Genomic DNA, 18,121 nt, shown 5'->3' with positions numbered 1-18,121 from the left:
GTTCGGCAATTATTGTTTTATCCGATCCATAAATCTTCTGAATTTATCTCGATCTGCGGTTTCCGCAGCGCGCCCGCCTCGCCAATTGCCGCTGACGGATGTTAGGGAAGACAAGGTCATGGATCAGGATGTTCTGATCGTCGGCGCCGGCCCGACTGGCCTGGCGCTTGCCATCACGCTTCGCCGCTTCGGCGTCTCCGTTCGTATCATCGATAAACTGACCGAACCCGCAGCGGTCTCCAAGGCGCTGGTGATCTGGAGCGCGACGCTGGAGGCGCTGCAGGGCATGGGGATCGTCGACAGGTTCCTGGCCACCGGCCGGCAGATGCATGCCGTGCGCGTCGGCGACGGGCACCGGGAATTGGGGCAGATCGTGGTGGGTGACGGGATCGACAGCGCCTTTCCCTTTCCCATTCTGCTGTCACAGGCCGGCACCGAACGGAAGCTGCGCGAGCGGCTGGCCGAACTTGGCGTTACTGTCGAGCGCGGTATCGAACTGACAAGCGTCACCCAGGATGAGGCAGGCGTCACCGGCATTCTGCGCAGCACCGACGGTGTCGAGAGCACAAGCCGCACGCGCTACGTCCTGGGCTGCGACGGCGCGCGCAGCGTCGTGCGGCACGCCATCGGCGCGGAATTCGAGGGGCTGACCGAGCCGCAGACCTTTCTGCTCGGCGACGTCAAAATCGACGGCGGCGATCTGGATGATCGCAGCCTGTACATCTGGTGGCATGACGGCGGCACGGTCGCGCTGTTCCCCTTCGAGGAGGGCGTCTGGCGCATCTTCACGATGCGTGACAGCGGCCCCAGCAGCGATGAGCCGACCAGCCTGGCCGAATTGCAGGAGAAGATGGACCGGCATTTCCGGCCGGGTGCGACGCTGCGCGACCCGACCTGGCTGTCGGTCTTTCACATCAATGAACGGCTGGCCTCGCATTACCGGAAAGGCCGTTGTTTCGTGGCGGGCGATGCCGCGCATATCCATAGCCCCGCCGGCGGGCAGGGGATGAATACGGGCATCCAGGATGCGGTCAATCTCGGCTGGAAGCTGGCCTATGTCATCCAGGGTCGCGGCGACCCGGATGTGCTGCTGGATAGTTACGAGGCCGAGCGGCGCCCGGCCGCGCGCGCTGTCGTGGACGAATCGACACAACGGCAGCACATGGCCTTCCGGGGCGGGCTTCTGATCGATACGGTGCGCGATCTGGCGATGACGGTCGTCGGCAAGCTGCCCGCCGTGCAGAAGATGATTCAGGTGCAACTGTCCGAAACCTCCATCACCTATCACGACGGCCCGTTGGTGGCGCTGGGTGAGCCGGGGCGCCGGCCGAAGCGCGGCGATGTCGGCACCAGGGCGCTGGACGCGACCTGGACGGATGCGGCGACGGGCGAAAGCCGCAGCCTATGGCCGTCGATTTCCGGCGAGCGGCATTCCCTTCTCGTCTTCGAGGATGACGGCGGGACGATCGATTTGTCCGGCGTGCCGGAAGCCGCGACCAGCGCGATCGACGTGCTTCGCTTCGATGCGGCGACCGACCCCGATCAGGCCATCCGCAAGCGCTATCACCTGTCTGGGCCCGGCTGGGTGCTGATCCGCCCGGATCAGGTCATCGCGGCGCGCGGCGAGGGCAACGATGTCGCTGTGCTCGCGCGCTATGTGGATCGCGTGATCAGCGTCGATCCTGGCTTTGCGTCAGCCGCGCCGTCGTGATGACCGCGGCGCCCTTGTCCAGAAATTCAGCGTTATGCCGCGCGATAATCGCGGCCGCCGCTTCGGTCTCGCTATCCCAGGTGCTATGCGCGTCGCCGACGACCGTGACGGCCAGGCCAAGCGCCAGACCAGCCCTTGTCGTCGCGCCGACGCAATAATCGGTTTGCGCCCCGAGAAGGATGACGCTGGCTGCGCCCTGTTCGGCGACCCAGGCAGCGAAAGCCGGGTTGCTGAAGGCATCGAGTTCATTCTTGCTGAAGGTCGGCTCGTCCGCCGCTTGGCCCAAAGCGGGCCATATCGGCCATCCTGGCGCTTCGGGTGCCAGCGCATCGTCAGGTGGGCCATCATGCCGGATGAAGGCGATGGGGCGTCCGTCACGCCTTGCCCAGGCGATGGCCGCATGCGCGCGCGCCAGCAGCCCATCCGCATCATGCAAAGGCGGCTGCGTCGCACCGCTGAACATGTCTGTTTGCAAGTCGATCACGACCAATGGCGCGCGGCGATCCGGGTGAGGGCGCTCCGTGTTTTGCGCCGGCAGATCGGACAAGGGCAGCGTCATATCGCCCTTGCCGCCTGGAACGCCGCAATCTCGGCCTGGGTGAGGGAGAGCGGCAGAGCGCGACCGGTGGCGGCCGACTGCTCCCCCGCTTCGATCAGCGCCATCAAAGCCAAGGCCTCGGCCGGCGGCACCGGGTTCAGACCGCTGCCCAGAATCGCATCGCGCACACCTTCGTAATAGCGGCGATAGTCGCCGTCGACGGCGGCCATGATTTCGGGCTCGGCGGTCGCGCCGTCGATCAGCGTCGCGGCATCAAGATCGATGCCCCAGTCCAGATCGCCCGGCACCATGCCCTGACGCAATTGCGTCTCCTGCACATCGACGCCGGATTTGACGAAGCTCGCCTCGGTGCCGTGCAGGGTGAAGCGATTGGTGCCGCCCGAGACAAGACAGCCGGCGCCCAGGATCACATGCAATCCGCGATAGGTCAGCACGGCATGGAACCAGTCGGGCGCGGTCCCTTCCGCACGCTGGCTGGCGGTATGCACATCGACACTGTCGGGAATGCCGAACAGCTTCAGCGCCTGATCGGCAAGGTGCGAGCCGAGATCGAACCACAGGCCGGTGCCGGCGCCAGGACGTTCGCGCCAGCGGTCCTGCGTCTGCGGCCGGTAGCGATCGATACGGCTTTCGAACTGCACCAGCCGGCCTAGCCTTCCGCCGGCGATGGCAGCCTCGGCGGTTAGGAAATCGCTGTCGAAACGGCGGTTCTGGAAGACGGATAAAATCCTGCCGGATTTTTCGGCCGCCGCCGCGACGGCGCGCGCTTCCCCCAATGAGACCGTGAAGGGCTTATCGATCACCACATGCTTGCCGGCCTCCAGCGCAGCGATGGCCAGCCGCGCGTGACTGTCATTGGGCGTAGCGATGACCACCAGATCGATATCCGGAGCGGTCGCGGCCGCCACGGGGTCCGCGATGACCACCGTATCGGGCGCGGTTTCATGCACGACATCCGCTGTCTGGCTGGAGCCGATCACCGTCAGCGCCAGTCCCGGCACGGCCAGGAGAAGGGGCGCGTGGAAGGTGCGGCCGACATAGCCATAGCCGATCAGGCTGGTGCGGATGGGCGAGCGGGAAGGGGCTGCGTCTGCCATGGGCGTCTGCTCTCTGTGTTCGGGGGGCTGGTCCAACCCTCTGCCATGCTCGGCCGGCCGCGCGGGATTTTCAACCTACGATACCGTCACAACCCAAATGCGAGAGCCCGCCATCAAGACTATGGCCTTACCCGCCCGATCAAGCTAATCTTGGTACAGTAAAAACAAAAAAGCGGCTTGCAAGCTAGCTTTGCGCGGCAGACGTTAGGCGTATTCAGACCAGCGGGGAAACGGATTAATGGCTCAAGTTTCGATCAGAACCCTCAAGAAGACCTATGAAGGCAGCGATGCGCTGGCCGTTAAGGGTATCAATCTTGAGATTAAGGACGGCGAATTCGTCGTCCTCGTCGGCCCCTCGGGCTGCGGCAAATCGACCACGCTGCGCATGATCGCGGGACTGGAAGAGATTTCAGGCGGCGAGATCGACATTGGCGGTCGCGTCGTCAATGACGTGCCGCCGCGCGACCGTGACATCGCCATGGTCTTCCAGAACTACGCGCTCTATCCGCATATGTCGGTCTACGACAACATGGCCTTCGGCCTGAAGCTGCGGAAGTTCCCCAAGGAAGACATCAAGCGCCGCGTCGAGGACGCCGCCCGCATCCTGCATCTGACGCCGCTGCTGCAGCGCAAGCCCCGCGCGCTGTCCGGCGGCCAGCGCCAGCGCGTTGCCATGGGCCGCGCCATCGTGCGCAACCCGAAGGTCTTCCTGTTCGACGAGCCGCTGTCCAACCTCGACGCCAAGCTCCGCGTGCAGATGCGCACCGAAATCAAGAAGGTCCATAACACCGTCAAGACGACGACGGTCTATGTGACGCATGATCAGGTGGAAGCCATGACGCTGGCCGATCGGGTCGTCGTCATGAATCAGGGGCTGATCGAGCAGGTCGGCCCGCCGCAGGAACTGTATCATCACCCGGAAACCCGCTTCGTCGCCGGGTTCATCGGCAGCCCGGGGATGAATTTCATCCCCTGCACGCTGGTGAAAACAGCCGAGGGCCTGACCGTGCAGCTGACCAACGGCGTCAACCTGCCCGTTCCCGCCGAGCGCGTCAGCCGTTATGCACCCTATGCCGGCAAGGAGATGATCTTCGGCATCCGCCCGGAACATTTGCCCGTCTATACCGGCGACAACCGCCCCGGCTTCGCGACGGTGGGTGTCGATATCGACATCACCGAGCCGATGGGCATGGAGACGGTGATCTATTTCTTCCTGGAAGGGGACACCGCCAGCCGCGACGTGACGACCTTGCCCTTCTGCGCCCGTATCGACCCGCTGGTCGAAGTGGGTCCGGGGTCGAAGCTTCACCTGTCCGTCGATATGAACAATATGCATCTGATCGATCCGACGACCGATAAGGTGGTTTGAACCCTTCTTCATAGTCATCCAAAGAACGCGCGCCTCTACAGAACTCGTCATCCCCGGCTTCGTGCCGGGGACCTACCCGCTGCGGCGCCCTGACGCCGTTTAGACGCCCGAACGGGTAGACCCGCGGCATGAAGCCGCGGGCGACAGGATTGGAGTTGGCGGGCGACTGAGGGTGGCAGTCCGCAGGCGACGATAGAGAAGGTGCGCCTCTACGGAACTCGTCATCCCCGGCTTCATGCCGGGGAACTACCCGCCGCGGCGCCCTGATGGCGTTTGGGCGCCTGAACGGGTAGACCCGCGGCATGAAGCTCGGCCGGACAGGCCGCGGGCGACGATAAAGAAGGTGTGCCTCCACTGACTTCGTCATCCCCGCTCTGACAGCGTTACATCGCGGGTGCCCCGCATTTCCCCCTCTTTATGAGGCGCGCAGTCTCCGCTAGGTCAGGGCATGCTCGACAAGACATTCGCCCCCGCCGAAGCCGAAGCCCGGCTGTATAAAACCTGGGAAGAAAGCGGCGCCTTCGCCGCCGATCCAACCTCCGACGCGACCCCCTTCACGGTCATGATCCCGCCGCCCAATGTCACGGGCAGCCTGCATATGGGGCACGCGCTGACCTTCACGGTGCAGGACAGCCTGATCCGCTATCGGCGGATGACCGGGCGCGACGCGCTGTGGCAGCCGGGCACGGACCATGCCGGCATCGCGACCCAGATGGTGGTCGAGCGTCTGCTGGCGACCGAAGGCAAGACCCGCAAGGAGATGGGCCGCGAGGCTTTCCTGGACCGCGTCTGGCAGTGGAAGGGCGAATCGGGCGGGAACATCACCCGCCAGCTGCGCCGCCTCGGCGCGTCGCTCGACTGGCCGCGTGAGCGGTTCACGATGGATGCGGGCCTGACGCGCGCCGTGCGCCGCATCTTCGTCATGCTGCATGCAAAGGGTCTGATCTATCGCGACCGCCGCTTGGTGAACTGGGACCCGAAATTCCAATCCGCCATCTCCGACCTTGAGGTCGAGAGTAAGGAGATGGACGGCAGCCTGTGGCATCTGCGCTATCCGATCGCGGGTCAGGACGGCCGCTTCATCACCGTCGCGACCACCCGGCCCGAGACCCTGCCGGGTGACGTCGCCGTCGCGGTGAACCCGGAAGACGAACGCTACCAGGATCTGATCGGCAAATTCGCCATCCTGCCGCTTGTCGGCCGGCTGATCCCGATCGTGGCGGATGAGCATTCGGACCCGACCAAGGGCACGGGTGCCGTGAAAATCACGCCCGCGCATGATTTCAACGATTTCGCGGTGGGCCAGCGCCACAGCCTGCCGATGCCTTCCATCCTCGACCGTCAGGCGGCCTTCACGCTCACTGAGATCGCGGACGAGCTGCGCGCTGTGCCGGGTGTCGCGGAGCCCAGCTTCCTGCAGGCGCTGGCCGGTGAAGACCGTTTCAAGCTGCGCGCGGCCATCGTGGCGGAACTCGAACGTCTGGACCTCCTCGACAAGGTCGAGAAACATCGCAATCAGGTGCCGCATGGCGACCGCTCCGGCGTGCCGATCGAGCCGCTGCTGACGACACAATGGTTCTGCGACGCCGCGACCCTCGCCAAGCCCGCGGTGGAGGCGGTCGAGCAGGGGCGCACGGTGTTTGTCCCGAAACAATGGGAAAACACCTTCTTCGCCTGGATGCGGGATATCGAGCCCTGGTGCATCAGCCGCCAGCTTTGGTGGGGTCATCGCATTCCGGCCTGGTACGGACCGGACGGCGTCGTCTTCGTGGCGGAGGATGAGGCGGGCGCCGCTGCCCAGGCCTTAGCGCATTACGGCGAGGCCCAGCCGCTGGCGCAGGACGACGACGTGCTGGACACCTGGTTCAGCTCCGGCCTTTGGCCTTTCTCGACGCTCGGCTGGCCGGATCAGACGCCGGAACTGCCCCGCTATTACCCGACCGACGTGCTGGTGACGGCGCATGACATCATCTTCTTCTGGGTCGCCCGGATGATGATGATGGGCCTTTTCGCCATGGATGATGTGCCCTTCAAGACGATCTATATCCACGGGCTGGTGCGCGATGAGCGCGGCCAGAAGATGTCGAAGTCGAAAGGCAATGTCATCGATCCTCTGGAATTGATCGATCAATACGGCACGGATGCGCTGCGCTTCACCATCTGCGCGCTGACCGGCCCCGGCCGTGACGTGAAGCTTGGCCCGGCGGTCGTCGAAAGCTATCGGTCCTTCGTCACCAAGCTGTGGAACGCCGCGCGCTTCCTGGAGATGAACGAGGTCAAGCCGGTAGCGGACTTTGATCCGGCAAGCGTCAAGCTGCCTCTGTCACGCTGGATTTTGGACACCGCCAATACCGCGATTGCGGAAGCGACGACCGCGTTCGAATCCTACCGGCTGGATGATTACGCATCCGCAGGCTATCGCTTCACCTGGAACAGTTTCTGCGACTGGTTCATCGAGTTCGCGAAACCCGTCTTCGCCCAGGGTGACACGCCGGAAGCGGCCGAGGTGCGGGCGGTGGCCGCCCATGTGCTGGGCATTATCCTGAAGCTGCTGCACCCGGCCATGCCCTATGTGACCGAAGTGCTGTGGGGCGAATTCGGCTTCGGCGCCGAAGGCACGCTGATCAAGGCCAATTGGCCCGAGGCTGTCGCGGTGCCCGAGGCTGCCGCCGCCCGCGCCGAGCTGGACTGGGTGGTCGGGCTGATCACCGAAGTCCGCGCCGTGCGGTCCGAAATGCGGGTGGCGCCATCCGTGCTGGCACCCATTCTGCTGAAGGACGCCAGCGCCGAGGAACTCGGCCGCGCGGCGCGCTGGATCGACCCGATCCGGCGTATGGGCCGCGCCTCCGAGGTCAGCCCGCTGGCGGGCGAGGTGCCGAAGGGCTCTGCCCAGGCCATCCTGGGCTCTGTTACAATTGCCATCCCGCTCGCTGACCTGATCGATCTCTCGGCCGAGCGCGCGCGGCTGGAAAAGGAACGCGCCAAGGCGCTGGACGAGGCGCAGAAGGTGCGCAGCAAACTCTCAAATGAGAGCTTCGTCGCCCGCGCCAAGCCCGAAGTGGTGCAGGAAAATCGGGACCGTCTGGCCGCCTTCGAGGCTGAGGCAGCAAGGTTGGAAGCGGCGCTGATCCGGCTCGGCTGAAACCGGCGGGCAGGGGCTGACAGCCCAATTTCCGTAACAAACCTGCCCTCGTTTTGCCTGCTCGGACGTGCTCCATACGACCGTCCGAGGAAGTCCTCAGCATTAAGGAGAGACGATGATTAACGATCCGAAAACCCTCGCGCGGCGCGGGCTTCTGCGCCGCATTGGTCTGGGTGGCCTGGCCTTGGCTGCCGGTGGCGTCGCTATTGCCAGCATCGCCCCGGCTGACGCGCAGGGCTATCCGCCCATGCCGCCGCCGCCCTTCGAGCGTCGTCCGCCCCCGCCGCCGCCGGGCATGATCTGGGAACCCGGCCACTACCGCTGGGACGGCTATCGCTATATCTGGGTCGGCGGTCATTATCGCCGTGGCGGTCCGGGTTATGCGCAGTTCATACCGGGTCATTGGGCCTGGCGCGGCGGCCGTCAGGTCTGGATCCCGCAGCATTGGCGTTGAGCCTTTAAGAGCGTTTCCTACGTCATTGAATTGACGGTGAAACAGCCGTGATTTAGAGCCAGCGTATCAAGTCAACCTGATAGGTAAGACCATGCGCTGGCTCATCGGCCTCCCCCTGCTTCTTTCGGTCACTGCCTGCGCGGCCTTCAATCCGCCGCTGACACCGGGCAACGGCCAGCGCTTCCCGATCTTTTTCGCGCCCGTCACCTCGACCCTCGCGAATGGCGCCGATTCCGTCGTCGCTTCGGCCGCGAAATTCGCCCAGGCGAACCCGACCGATCCGGTCACCCTGGTCGCCTACGGCGCCCCTCCGGGCCATAACTATGTCGAGCCGGCCGATATCGATGCCGAGCGTGCCAGCGCGGTGACGGCCCAGCTGATCGCCGATGGCGTTGATAAGAACCGCATCAGCGCGGTGGCCAAGGGCCCGGTTCAGCCGGAAGTGCCGATGTCCAAGATCGAAGTCCGTCGCGTCGATATCATCGTCGGCACCCCGCCCGCCAACCCGTAAGATCTGCTCCCTCAGGCGCGCCAGAAGGTCATGACCAGCGCGCCTGACAGGATCAGCCCGCCGCCCAGCAGAACGGGCGCTGTGGGCGTGACCCCGAAGGCGCAGCGGTTGATGACCTGCGCCACGACGAAGAACAGAGCCACATAGACGCCGAGCAGCCGCCCGAAATCCCAGGGCGGCAGATTGACGGTGACGCCATAGGCGGTCAGCACCAGCCCCCCGGCGACGATCAGGCCCAGGCGCAGCGCCAGGCCCTCCGCATGCAGCCCGCGCCGGATGATGGCGTCGCCACCGGCTTCCAGCACCGCTGCGACCGCCAGGATCAGGAAGGCGAGGCCCGGCTTCATGCGGCCGCGCCAGCGCTGGCACCAGCCCGCGCCCGGCCGATGGGGAAATGGAACAGCCGCCCTTGGCCGAGCAGAAAGATGCGCGCGCCGCGCGGAAACAGCCCTGCGATGGCAGGGTCCGCGACATCCAGCCCGCCGGTATAGGCACCGAAGGCCGGCAGGATCAGACGCTTATGGCCGTCCGTGATGAAGCAGGGGCGGGTGACGGCGGCGCCGCGCACCGGCACCGTCGCTTTGGGGTGGTAATGGCCGGACAGCTCGAACGCGCCCGCCGTGGTCGGTCCCGCCTCATGGCGGAATCGGAACGGCCCGTCGCTCCATTCCACGCAGATATCGCCCGGCAGGAAGGCCGGCAAACTAGGGTCATGATTGCCCAGAACCCAGATGAATTTGGTTTGGCGCGCCATGGCGGCCAGCCTTGCCTGATCGGCGGGGGCGAGCCTCTCAGCCCCGCCGGCGTCATGAAAACTATCGCCGAGACAGAGTACGTATTTTGGTGAATAATGCCGTATTAACAGCGACATATTATCCAATGTTGATCTTGTGTCATAGGGTGGCAATAGCCGGCCACGCGCCGCCGCCGCCGAGCCTTTTTCCAGATGCAAATCGGATAAAATCAACATGCTACGGGACGGCCATGAGACGGCACCTGAGGGATCGAGCATCAAACGCTCGGTCCCGATATGCAGCGGAGCGGCGGCGCTCATGACATCGCGGCTTGCAGGCAGGCATTCGGCAGGCTGCTCATAAATCAGATGAACCCCAATTCGGAGAGAGATGATTGTGCAAGAACGTTCTCGGGATGTTCTTCTCCTGTCGCTTCTTTGACAAGGGCTTCGGCCTCGGCCAGCAGATCTTCCTGACCCTGACCGGCCACACGTTCCCGCCCGACATCGAGGATGATGGGCACGGCGAGGGGCGACACCCGATCCAGCGGCACATGCCGGACCTTTCCGCGCACCCGGCGCAGCATGCCGGCGACACGGCCCAGATCGGTCAGACCGCCGCGCGCATCCTCCCAGGTCGCGCGCAGCAGAATATGGTCCGGCTGATGGCGACGGAGCACGTTGTAGATGAGGTCGGTATTGACGGTCACCTGCCGGCGAGACCGTTCGGCGCCCGGCATCTGCCGGTCGATCAGGCCGGAAATCACCGCGACATTGCGAAAGGTCCGCCGCAGCATGGAGCTTTCCGCCATCCAGCTTTCCAGATCGTCGCCCATCATGTCTTCCGAAAACAGCGCGTCCATGTCGCGCGGCGGATGGGCGGACCAGACGGCGATGACGTAATCGGTCGCGACGAAGCCCAGCGGCCCGATGCCGAGACGTTCCATCCGGCGCGTCAGCAGCATGCCCAGCGTCTGATGCGCGTTGCGGCCTTCGAAGCAATAGGCGACCAGATACCACAGGTCCTGGCGCGGAAAGGTCTCCACCAACAGGTCATCGCGCCCCGGCAGAACGGACCGCGCCTGTTGCAGGCTCAGCCATTCCTGCACCGGCTCGGGGAAGGCAGCCCACTGCGCCGGGTCGTTCATGATGGCGCGCACGCGGGCGGCGAGGCCGGTCGTCAGCGGCATGCGCGCGCCCTGATAGGCCGGCACTTTCGGCGTGCCGCCGCCACCGTCCACCACTTCGGCCCAGGTCTCCTGCAACCGCACGAAGCGCAGCAGCCGGCCGGCGAACATGAAAGTATCGCCCTCGGATAACTGGCTGACGAACCATTCCTCGACCTCCCCCAGAACCGGGCCGCGCGAGAGGCGCAGGCGGATCATCGGCGCTTCGACAATGGTGCCGATATTCATCCGGTATTGCCGCACGATGCGCGTGTTCCGGAGATGCACAAAGCCTTCCGAGTCGCGAAAAAGTTTCTGATAGCGTTCATAGACTTGCAGGGCGTAGCCGCCATTCTCTACGAAGCCGAGAACGGCGTCGAAGGTGGCGCGGTCCAGCGCCGCATAGGGCGCCGCGCGCGTGATCTCCCAGAAGGCCGCGTCGGGGTGGAACGGCCCAGCGCAGGCCAGGCCCAGCAGGTGCTGCGCCAGCACATCCAACCCGCCGGGACGCGGCGGGTCACCGTCCAGTTCCCGCGCCGCGACACCCTGCCGCGCGGCCTCGCATTCCAGCACCTCAAACCGGTTGGCGGGGACGAGGATGGCGTGGCTCGTCTCATCCATGCGGTGATTGGCGCGGCCGACGCGCTGCAGCAGGCGGGACACGCCTTTGGGCGCGCCGACCTGAATGACCTGATCGACGCTGCCCCAGTCGATGCCGAGGTCGAGGGAGGCGGTGGCGATGACCGCGCGCAGCTTGCTTGCCGCCATCGCGGCCTCCACCTTGCGCCGCTGCGCCACGTCCAGGCTGCCGTGATGGATGGCGATCGGCAGCGTCTCCTCATTGATGCGCCAGATATCCTGGAACATCAGCTCGGCCTGGGCGCGGGTATTGACGAAGATGATGGTGAGCCCGGCCTGTTTCACCCGCGCCAGGATATCGGGCGCGGCAGCCAGACCCATATGGCCGGCCCAGGGCAGATGCCCTTCCGGCAGCATGATCGACAGATCGGGCGGGGCGGGGTCCGCCACTTCCAGCAAGGTCAGCCCGCCGCCCTGACCGTCGGCCGAGATATATGCCGCAAGTTCAGGCTTGTGCGCGACGGTGGCGGATAGGCCGATGCGCCTTGCACCAGGCGCGATGACGGCCAAGCGCGCAAGGCCGAGGGCGAGAAGATCGCCGCGCTTGATGCCGGCCAGCGCATGGACTTCGTCGATAATGACGGAGCGGAGGTCGCGGAACAGGTGAGGGGCATCCTCCTGGCTCAGCAGCAAGGCGAGGCTTTCCGGCGTCGTCAGCAGGATATCGGGCGGCGTCTCGCGCTGGCGTTGACGCCGGTTCTGCGGCGTATCGCCGGTGCGGGTCTCGATGCGGATGGGCAGGTCCATCTCCGCCACCGGATCCGCCAGATTGCGCGCGATATCGGTCGCCAAGGCCTTGAGCGGGCTGACATAGATCGTGTGGATGCCCGATCCCTCGGGCCGCGCGACGGCGAGGTCCACCAGGCTGGGCAGAAATCCGGACAAGGTTTTGCCGCCGCCGGTCGGCGCGATCAGCAGTACATCCTGGCCTGACTGGAGCAAAGACAGAACTTCAAGCTGATGCGGCCGGGCAAGCCAGCCTCGGGCCGTGAACCAGGCCGTAAAACATGGCGGCAACAGCCCCGAAGCGACTGGTTTCGCGGATTTTCTTCGGCGCGCGGGGGCGCGGGCGGCGCTGTCGCTCATCACATGAGAACATAGCGCGAATTAAGGGCGGAACCCAAGTCAGCAATCCGGGATCGGGATTTTATCCACAGGCGGCTGTCTTCGCCGCAGCCGGACGGGAACCTTCCGACGTTAACTTTCATGTAACTCCAATATAACGTTATTGACGTTTTTAAACGCTTATGTCTTTTGGGGAGGCGATGAGACGCCATCTCACCGTTGTTTGTGGCATTTTAGGATAGGAAAGAAAATGTCGCGCAGCCGCAGCCCGAATTACCCGCAACTGAACCTGAAGGAAGCGGTCAGTCGCGTCGCCAGCGTTTATAAACGCGACTACCAGACGGAAATTCCGCGCGCTGTGGCGGCCGAGCGGCTGGGCTATTCCGGACTAAACGGCAAATCGCTCGCCGTATTGGGCGCGCTGTCGAAATTCGGGCTGATGGACGGGCGCGGTGACGCGCTGCGGGTGAGCGACCTGGCCTTGCGCATCATCGCCCATCCGCCCGGTTCGCCGGAGCGGCGGGCGGCCCTGACCGAGGCCGCCGGCCGGCCGGATCTGTTTCAGGACCTCGACCAGCGTTTTCCCGGCGGGCGGGCGTCCGACGCCGGCATTCGCGCTTTCCTGCTCACGCAAGGCTTCATCCCGCCGGCCGCCGAGACGGCTTTGCGCGCCTGGCGAGAGACAAGGCAGATGCTGGACGTGGAAGCCGGTTTCGATCAGCCGGCGCCCGAGCCGGAGCCTGAGGAAAAGCCGGAGGAGATCGGCCTGCGCCGCGCGGTGTTCGGGCTGGCGGAAGGCGAGGTGGTGATCACCGCGCCGGTCTTCCTCTCGCCCGAAAGCGTCAATGATCTGCAGGACTATCTGGACGTCTTCATGAAACGCGCGCGGCGGGAAGCCGGGCTGGCTTAACATGCTAACTTAGCTGCCGTAGGTCCAAGGTGCACGGGCGCAGCTTCAACCTTTCGCGCTGACCGACAGTCAGCAAAATTCCCGGAGGGAAGGATCAAAAAACTTCATTTCCAAGCCAATGCAAATTACGATCAAAAATCACGCCGCCCAAGGTGGCGAAGGGCCTGTCCGATCCGTTTTCCCAGAGATAGCGCAATCCAACTGTAGCGTGACCACATGATCGGCTCCAATTTTCTAAAAGATTTTGGTACGACCGCGAAAAGCCTGTCGGGAAATCCTCTCGGCATAATCGCACTTTTCATCGTATTGGTGTACGGCTTGGCATGCATGGTAATTATCACTGGGGCATCCCTGACGCCGCCAGAGAAGTTGCCCATCATATATTTTCTGATTTCCTTTCCCTATGTTGTTCTTGCTGTGTTTACTTATCTCGTTGCTTTTAGAGCAGGGCAACTTTTTGCCCCCGGGGACTTAAAAAAGAAGAAAACTACTTGGAATTACAAAGGATGCGACTTTCAGCGGTCGCATCGCTAACTGCGGCAAAACAGACCAAAAGCCAGGACCGATCCACTACCACAAATGTTCAAATTGAAGATGTTGTCCGAAGCGTTGAAAGTGCCGTAAATCTTGTGCAGGAAGGTGCGAATAATCCCTTGATTCTTTGGGTTGATGACAACCCGATGAACAACATCTACGAACGGCAAGCATTGGAGTCGGTAGGGATTCGTTTCGTTCTGTCTGAGGACACGACAGATGCATTGAACATACTGTCGAGGCAGTCGTTTGGCGCTATGATCTCGGACATGGGCCGGCGTGAGGGGCCCCAAGAAGGCTATGCGTTGTTGGATAGTCTACGTGCTCGGGGCGACAATACGCCGCTATTTTTCTTTGCCAGCAGCAATGCGCCCGAGCACAAGCGCGAAACTCTAGCGCATGGAGGCCAAGGCTGCACAAACGACGGTCAAGAGCTTTTTGATATGGTGACAAGGGCAATTTTTGGTCGGCATCCCTCGAAAGTCACGACAAACGGTACTTGGAGATTCCGGGGAGTGGAGCATTAGGGTCTGCCAAGTCTGATCGGAATCGCCCCTAAATCTGTCGCCCGCGGACTTGTTCCGCGGGTCTACCCAAGCGGGCAGGCAAGCGGCCGTCTGGGCGCTGCGACGGGTGGGTCCGCGCAACAAGTGCGCGGATGACGAATTTTCTATCAAAACCTGCCACACTTTAGGCTCGCAAGCGTGGGGAGCATTGTCCAGGGTTCGCCGGCCGCATTGCTTCCGGCTCGCGGCGGTCCATATTTCAGGGATCATGACCGCACCTCACCCCGATACCTGGCTGCGCGTTCTGCCCCAAGGGCTCTACTGCGAGCCGGGGGATTTCTTCATCGATCCGCTGCGGTCGGTCGCGCACGCCGTTATCACCCATGGCCATTCCGACCACGCCCGGCCCGGCCATGGCAGCGTGCTGGCGACGGAGGCGACACTCGCCATCATGCGCGTGCGGATGGGCGAAGGCCGGGCAGGGGAGACGCAGCAAGCGCTCGACTATCACACGCCGCTCACCCATCAGGGCGTCGACATTACCCTTGTCCCCGCCGGGCATGTTCTGGGCTCCGCGCAAATCGTGCTGGACTGGCAGGGCAGCCGCGCGGTCGTCAGCGGCGATTACAAGCGGCAGCGCGACCCGACCTGCGCTCCCTTCGAGCCTGTCACCTGCGATGTCTTCGTGACGGAAGCGACCTTCGGCTTTCCGGTATTTCGGCATCCGGACCCGGCCCATGAAATTGCCAAACTCCTCAAGAGCCTGACAATCTTCCCCGACCGCACGCATATCGTCGGCGCCTATTCGCTCGGCAAGGCGCAACGCGTCATCGCCCTGCTGCGCGAGGCCGGATGGGAGCGGCCGATTTTCATCCATGGCGCGCTGACCGCGCTTTGCGCACTGTATGAGGCGCATGGCGTGCCGCTGGGTCCACTGCTGCCCGCCACGGGCGCGAGCAAGGACGATCTTAAAGGCGCCATCGTCATCGCGCCGCCCGCCGCCGCCGCCGATCGCTGGTCGCGGCGCATGAACGATCCGCTGATCGCCCGCGCCTCAGGCTGGATGCGCGTGCGCCAGCGCGCCAAGATGGCCGGCGTGGAACTGCCATTGGTCATTAGCGACCATGCCGATTGGGACGATCTGCTGCGAACGGTTGAGGAGACAAGGGCACCGGAAGTCTGGGTCACCCATGGCGCCGAGGAAGCCCTGATCCACGCGCTGTCGCTGCGGCAGATTCGCGGCCGCGCGCTGAGCCTGATCGGCTATGAGGATGAGGAAACTTCCTCCGAAGAGGAGGCCGAGGCATGACGCCCTTCGCGGACCTTCTGGAACGGCTGGTGTTCACGCCCGGCCGGCTCGCCAAACTCGCGCTGCTGCGGGACTATTTCACCCATACGCCGGACCCCGATCGCGGCTATGCGCTGGCCGCCATCGCCGGTGACCTGTCTTTTACGGCCGCCAAGCCAGCGATGATCCGGCAGATCGCGACCGACCGCGTGGACCCGACTCTGTTCGCCTGGTCCTATGATTACGTGGGCGATCTGGCCGAGACGGTGGCGCTGATCTGGCCGGGCAGCCGCGAAGGCCAGGCGCCACGCCTGTCCGAGGTCGTGGCGATCCTCAGCGAAACGCCGAAAAGCGACCTGCCTGCCGTGCTGGCCGGATGGATGGATGTCTGCGACGCGTCCGCGCGTCTCGCTTTGCTGAAGCTCATCACCGGGGGTCTGCGGGTCGGCGCTTCCGCGCGCCTCGCCAAGATCGCGCTGGGTGAGATGGCGGGTGTGGCAGCCGATGATATCGAGGAGGTCTGGCACGGCTTGGCGCCGCCCTATGGCCCCTTGTTCGACTGGCTGTCGGGCCGGGCCGCGAAGCCGGATGCGGCCGGTGCGCCGGTCTTCCGCCCGACGATGCTGGCGCATCCGCTGGAGGAGGCGGACGCCGCCGCGCTCGACTGGGCTGGCTATCGCGCCGAATGGAAATGGGACGGTATTCGCGTGCAGCTGGTCGCGACCGCGCAGGGCAGGCGGCTCTATACCCGCACGGCGGAGGATATCTCCCACGGCTTTCCGGAGATTCTGGCGGCGATGGATTTCCACGGCGTGCTGGACGGCGAATTGCTGGTGATGCGCGATGGTGAGGTGGCACCCTTCGGCGATCTGCAACAGCGGCTGAACCGCAAATCGCCGGGGCCGAAAATGCTGAAGGATTTTCCGGCCGGCGTGCGTCTGTATGACATTCTGTTCGATGGTGACGACGATCTTCGAGGCCTCACCTTCGATGATCGGCGGGTCCGGTTGGAAGATTGGTACGCGCGCCACCAACCGCCGCGCATGGACCTGTCCGCGCTTATTCCCTTCGCGGGGCAGGAGGATTTGGCGGCGCTGCGCTTCGGCGCCAGGGCCGCGAGCATCGAAGGGCTGATGCTGAAGCGCGGCGACAGCCCCTATCTCGCCGGACGCCCGAAAGGCCCTTGGTGGAAGTGGAAGCGCGCGCCGCTGACCATCGACGCCGTGCTGATGTATGCGCAACGCGGCCATGGCCGCCGGTCCAGCATCTATTCCGACTATACTTTTGGACTATGGCGAAAGGATGGGATGCTGGTGCCGGTCGGCAAGGCCTATTCCGGCATCACCGATCAGGAACTGGCTTTCATCGATCGCTGGGTGCGCGGTCATACGATCGCGCGCTTCGGCCCGGTGCGCGAGGTTGAGAAATCCCTGGTCCTAGAAATCGCCTTCGATGCGGCACAGACGTCGAACCGACATAAATCCGGTGTGGCACTGCGCTTTCCGCGCATCAGCCGCATCCGCACCGACAAGCCGGCTGAGGAAGCGGATAAGCTGGACAGCCTCATCGCGCGCATCCCGGCAAGTGGCGTCGCCAAGGGTGAGACCTTGGAGGAGGAGGGCTAGGGGGCTCATCCGACAGGGCCGCCTTGCGGGTCTCTCTTATTCTCCCTGTCGAACACTAAGCAGTTTTTATTCGTCCACATCACGCTTTCGCGCGTTCTCTCTTTACGAGTTCGGTACAATCAGGATAATAGTTTCGGCATTGGCTGAGGCAGGGTCCGCCTTCGCGAACGGAGGCGGTTCTGCGTGAATGCTATAGATATTCTATTGCTTCTCTGCGTGACGATCGGGCCGACCAAGGCGGCCGCGATGTATCTGTCGCTCACCGCCGGCACGGAACCCGCGTTCAAGCGGCGTGTCGCCATCCGCTCGGTTCTGACGGCGACGATCGTGTGTGGGGTTTTCGCCCTGCTGGGACAGGCTCTTTTAGGTCTGTTCCATGTCACCATTCCCGCGATGCTGATTGCCGGCGGCATCATCCTGTTCATTTTCGCGGTGCAACTGGTGCTGGGCGAAGACCATTCCGACGACGGCACGGCAGGTTTGGCCCGCGTGCCATCTTTGGACATCGCATCCTTCCCCCTGGCGGTGCCGCTGATGGCCTCCCCGCAGGGGCTGGTCGCGCTTGTCGCCATTGCGGCGGCGCAGCCGGGCATGAAAACGCAACTGCTGCTATTTGTTCTCGTGCTGGTCATGATGGCCTTCAACCTCGTCTTTCTTCTCTTCGCGGATCGCATCTTCAGCAAGATCAGCCCCGGCATCCTGAAAGTCGTCATGCGGGTCTTCGGTCTGCTGCTGTGCGGCCTGGCGGTGCAGCTCGTCATCATCGGATTGCAGAAGCTGGGCGTCTTGGCAGCCGCGGCCGGTCACTGATC

At 63.9% G+C, this 18,121-nt stretch carries 16 protein-coding genes; 10 read left to right on the top strand and 6 right to left on the bottom strand.

Annotation, left to right across the window (positions count from 1 at the left end; genetic code table 11):
• Nucleotides 1-118 precede the first annotated feature (118 nt).
• Nucleotides 119-1,711, top strand: a complete 1,593-nt coding sequence (locus tag ACELLULO517_RS04465; RefSeq protein ID WP_227306107.1) for an FAD-dependent monooxygenase — start codon at nucleotides 119-121, stop codon at nucleotides 1,709-1,711.
• Here the strand turns inward: ACELLULO517_RS04465 and ACELLULO517_RS04460 are convergent.
• Nucleotides 1,671-2,270 (bottom strand): isochorismatase family protein, encoded by a 600-nt coding sequence (locus tag ACELLULO517_RS04460; protein ID WP_227306106.1) that lies wholly within the window; start codon nucleotides 2,268-2,270, stop codon nucleotides 1,671-1,673. The genes ACELLULO517_RS04465 and ACELLULO517_RS04460 overlap by 41 nt on opposite strands.
• Nucleotides 2,267-3,367 (bottom strand): oxidoreductase, encoded by a 1,101-nt coding sequence (locus ACELLULO517_RS04455; protein ID WP_227306105.1) that lies wholly within the window; start codon nucleotides 3,365-3,367, stop codon nucleotides 2,267-2,269. Before ACELLULO517_RS04455 ends, ACELLULO517_RS04460 begins: the two co-directional genes overlap by 4 nt.
• Nucleotides 3,368-3,605: 238 nt before the next feature.
• Between ACELLULO517_RS04455 and ACELLULO517_RS04450 the strand changes: the two genes are divergently transcribed.
• The 4 genes from ACELLULO517_RS04450 (at nucleotide 3,606) to ACELLULO517_RS04435 (ending at nucleotide 8,843) form a co-directional block, all read left to right on the top strand.
• Nucleotides 3,606-4,736, top strand: a complete 1,131-nt coding sequence (locus ACELLULO517_RS04450; RefSeq protein WP_227306104.1) for an ABC transporter ATP-binding protein — start codon at nucleotides 3,606-3,608, stop codon at nucleotides 4,734-4,736.
• A 448-nt stretch (nucleotides 4,737-5,184) separates the two neighbouring features.
• Entirely contained in the window at nucleotides 5,185-7,878 is a 2,694-nt protein-coding gene (locus ACELLULO517_RS04445) for a valine--tRNA ligase (protein ID WP_227306103.1), read from the top strand.
• A gap of 115 nt (nucleotides 7,879-7,993) precedes the next feature.
• Nucleotides 7,994-8,332 (top strand): hypothetical protein, encoded by a 339-nt coding sequence (locus tag ACELLULO517_RS04440; protein WP_227306102.1) that lies wholly within the window; start codon nucleotides 7,994-7,996, stop codon nucleotides 8,330-8,332.
• A 91-nt stretch (nucleotides 8,333-8,423) separates the two neighbouring features.
• Nucleotides 8,424-8,843 (top strand): OmpA family protein, encoded by a 420-nt coding sequence (locus tag ACELLULO517_RS04435; protein WP_227306101.1) that lies wholly within the window; start codon nucleotides 8,424-8,426, stop codon nucleotides 8,841-8,843.
• A gap of 11 nt (nucleotides 8,844-8,854) precedes the next feature.
• Here the strand turns inward: ACELLULO517_RS04435 and ACELLULO517_RS04430 are convergent, their stop codons facing one another.
• Genes ACELLULO517_RS04430 through ACELLULO517_RS04420 form a run of 3 tightly spaced genes read right to left on the bottom strand, consistent with a single transcriptional unit; the run spans nucleotide 8,855 to nucleotide 12,467 of the window.
• On the bottom strand, nucleotides 8,855-9,190 hold the full coding sequence (locus tag ACELLULO517_RS04430; RefSeq protein WP_227306100.1) for a hypothetical protein: 336 nt from the start codon (nucleotides 9,188-9,190) through the stop codon (nucleotides 8,855-8,857).
• Entirely contained in the window at nucleotides 9,187-9,897 is a 711-nt protein-coding gene (pdeM, locus tag ACELLULO517_RS04425; protein ID WP_227306099.1) for a ligase-associated DNA damage response endonuclease PdeM, read from the bottom strand. The genes ACELLULO517_RS04430 and pdeM overlap by 4 nt, the downstream gene beginning before the upstream one ends.
• A 44-nt stretch (nucleotides 9,898-9,941) precedes the next feature.
• A complete protein-coding gene (locus ACELLULO517_RS04420) occupies nucleotides 9,942-12,467 on the bottom strand; it encodes a ligase-associated DNA damage response DEXH box helicase (RefSeq protein ID WP_227306098.1) in 2,526 nt (841 codons plus the stop codon).
• A 229-nt stretch (nucleotides 12,468-12,696) separates the two neighbouring features.
• Here ACELLULO517_RS04420 and ACELLULO517_RS04415 point away from each other — a divergent pair, with 229 nt between their 5' ends.
• Complete coding sequence (locus tag ACELLULO517_RS04415) at nucleotides 12,697-13,356, top strand: hypothetical protein (protein WP_227306097.1); 660 nt, start codon at nucleotides 12,697-12,699, stop codon at nucleotides 13,354-13,356.
• 131 nt (nucleotides 13,357-13,487) lie between these two features.
• Here ACELLULO517_RS04415 and ACELLULO517_RS04410 read toward each other — a convergent pair whose 3' ends face one another.
• On the bottom strand, nucleotides 13,488-13,736 hold the full coding sequence (locus ACELLULO517_RS04410) for a hypothetical protein (protein WP_227306096.1): 249 nt from the start codon (nucleotides 13,734-13,736) through the stop codon (nucleotides 13,488-13,490).
• Nucleotides 13,737-13,862: 126 nt separating this feature from the next.
• Here ACELLULO517_RS04410 and ACELLULO517_RS04405 point away from each other — a divergent pair, with 126 nt between their 5' ends.
• The 4 genes from ACELLULO517_RS04405 (at nucleotide 13,863) to ACELLULO517_RS04390 (ending at nucleotide 18,119) form a co-directional block, all read left to right on the top strand.
• Nucleotides 13,863-14,417, top strand: coding sequence for a response regulator (locus ACELLULO517_RS04405; RefSeq protein ID WP_227306095.1), 555 nt, complete (start codon nucleotides 13,863-13,865; stop codon nucleotides 14,415-14,417).
• Between the two features lie 247 nt (nucleotides 14,418-14,664).
• The gene (locus ACELLULO517_RS04400; protein WP_227306094.1) at nucleotides 14,665-15,705 is read left to right on the top strand and encodes a ligase-associated DNA damage response exonuclease; all 1,041 of its coding nucleotides are present in this window, start codon (nucleotides 14,665-14,667) and stop codon (nucleotides 15,703-15,705) included.
• The gene (locus ACELLULO517_RS04395; protein WP_227306093.1) at nucleotides 15,702-17,309 is read left to right on the top strand and encodes a cisplatin damage response ATP-dependent DNA ligase; all 1,608 of its coding nucleotides are present in this window, start codon (nucleotides 15,702-15,704) and stop codon (nucleotides 17,307-17,309) included. Before ACELLULO517_RS04400 ends, ACELLULO517_RS04395 begins: the two co-directional genes overlap by 4 nt.
• 183 nt (nucleotides 17,310-17,492) lie before the next feature.
• Nucleotides 17,493-18,119, top strand: coding sequence for a MarC family protein (locus ACELLULO517_RS04390; RefSeq protein ID WP_227306092.1), 627 nt, complete (start codon nucleotides 17,493-17,495; stop codon nucleotides 18,117-18,119).
• Nucleotides 18,120-18,121: the final 2 nt, after the last annotated feature.

The sequence above is a fragment of the Acidisoma cellulosilyticum genome (genome assembly GCF_020621385.1).
In the GTDB taxonomy this organism is placed as follows: Bacteria; Pseudomonadota; Alphaproteobacteria; order Acetobacterales; family Acetobacteraceae; genus Acidisoma; species Acidisoma cellulosilyticum.
The sequence above is the reverse complement of the archived record's forward strand: the minus strand, read 5'-3'. Positions and strand labels throughout refer to the sequence as shown.